Source organism: Pantoea sp. Morm (assembly GCF_016643525.1).
Taxonomy (GTDB): domain Bacteria; phylum Pseudomonadota; class Gammaproteobacteria; order Enterobacterales; family Enterobacteriaceae; genus Pantoea; species Pantoea dispersa.
This window is the reverse complement of sequence record NZ_VOQX01000223.1, coordinates 1-1832: the sequence shown is the minus strand read 5'-3', so window position 1 is coordinate 1832 and position 1832 is coordinate 1. Positions and strand designations below refer to the sequence as shown.

General features: G+C 55.2%; 2 protein-coding genes and 1 pseudogene. 2 read left to right on the top strand and 1 reads right to left on the bottom strand.

Annotated elements, in window-relative coordinates; translation table 11 throughout:
* Nucleotides 1–305 (top strand): anthranilate synthase component II (locus tag FT726_RS27040; RefSeq protein ID WP_407075097.1); only part of this gene is annotated, 305 nt, incomplete at its 5' end.
* An 87-nt stretch (nt 306–392) separates the two neighbouring features.
* The gene (locus FT726_RS27035; protein ID WP_346303826.1) at nt 393–1613 is read left to right on the top strand and encodes an aspartate aminotransferase family protein; all 1221 of its coding nucleotides are present in this window, start codon (nt 393–395) and stop codon (nt 1611–1613) included.
* On the opposite strand, the pseudogene FT726_RS27030 reads toward FT726_RS27035, so the two are convergent.
* A pseudogene (locus FT726_RS27030) lies at nt 1614–1832 on the bottom strand (hypothetical protein); the annotation flags it as partial. It lies immediately after the preceding gene.

The window sequence follows — 1832 nt, the reverse complement described above, 5'->3', positions numbered from 1 at the left end:
CGCAGGTGGTGCGGGCTCGTCAGTTGATGCACGGCAAAACCTCTGTTATCCAGCACACTCATCAAGGCGTATTTCGCAACCTTAATAATCCTCTTACCGTCACGCGCTATCATTCACTGATCGTGGCGCGCGATACGCTGCCCGCAGAATTCGAAGTCACGGCCTGGAGCCTGCGTGATGGTGAGCCCGATGAGATCATGGGCTTCCGCCACCGCACTTTGCCGCTGGAAGGGGTGCAGTTCCATCCTGAGAGCATCCTCAGCGAGCAGGGCCATCAGCTATTGGCTAATTTCCTCAACGCGTAACTTATGTTTGCCTTCGTGTGATTTTTTATGCATATTTTGTGATTATAATTTCACTTCAGCTCAATAAATAACCCAATGAGGTCGGCAATGGCAGCGGAAAAACTAGCGGTAACCCGGGAAACGTTCGATAACGTGATTTTGCCTGTTTATGCACCAGCGCAGTTTGTGCCGGTTAAAGGTAAAGGCAGCCGAGTCTGGGATCAGCAGGGCAAAGAGTATATCGACTTCTCCGGCGGCATCGCGGTGACTGCTTTAGGCCATTGCCACCCGGCGCTGGTAGAAACGCTGAAAACGCAGGGTGAAACCCTGTGGCACACCAGCAACGTGTTCACCAACGAACCTGCGCTGCGTCTGGCGAGCAAGCTGATTGCAGCGACCTTTGCCGATCGCGTTTTCTTTGGCAACTCCGGCGCGGAAGCTAACGAAGCTGCTTTTAAGCTGGCGCGTTACTACGCCTGCAAAAAACACAGCCCGTTCAAAAGCAAAATCATCGCCTTCCACAACGCGTTCCATGGTCGTACCTTGTTTACCGTTTCTGTTGGCGGCCAGCCGAAATACTCCGACGGCTTTGGTCCAAAGCCGGCAGATATCGTACATGTGCCGTTTAACGATCTGGATGCGGTGAAAGCGGTGATGGATGACCATACCTGCGCGATTGTCGTTGAACCGATTCAGGGTGAAGGCGGCGTGGTGGCTGCGACGCAGGAATTTATGCAGGGTCTGCGTGCGCTGTGCGATGAGCATAAAGCGCTGCTGGTGCTGGATGAAGTGCAGAGCGGCATGGGTCGTAGCGGTAAGCTGTTCAGCTACGAACATTACGGCATCAAGCCAGACATCATCACCACCGCCAAAGCGCTGGGCGGCGGATTCCCGGTGAGTGCGATGCTGACCACTAATGAAATCGCTTCAGTGATGGCGCCGGGCGTGCACGGCACCACCTATGGCGGCAACCCGCTGGCCTGTGCGATTGCTGAAACCGCGCTGGATATTATCAACACCCCTGAAGTGCTGGGTGGCGTGGAAGCCCGTCGTCAGCAGTTCGTTGAAGCACTGCAGGCGATTGACAGCAAATATGATCTTTTCAGTGAGATTCGCGGCAAAGGTTTGCTGATTGGCGCAGCGCTGAAGCCACAGCACGCCAGCAAGGCGCGTGACATTCTCAGCGCGTCAGCCGCAGAAGGATTGATGATCTTGACCGCCGGCACCGATGTGATTCGTTTCGTGCCGTCGCTGGTGATCGAACCGACCGATATCGAAGAAGGCATGGCGCGTTTCGCCAAAGCGATAGAGAAAGTGCTGGCGGCGTAATCATCCTTTCGGACGTAAAACTTTCAGCCAGCGGCCGTGATGCGGTCGCTGGCTCCAGGCCAGTGAAGAGATGGTGTGCATCACATTCAGGTGTTGCAGGATACGCTTCACATGCTGCTCGACAATCGTTACCGGCCCCTCGTTCATATTCTCTGGCGCTTCCAGAATATTGCTGTCGTTGCCTGGCCCGTCATACGCCAGCCGCTGCTGACAGCGCTG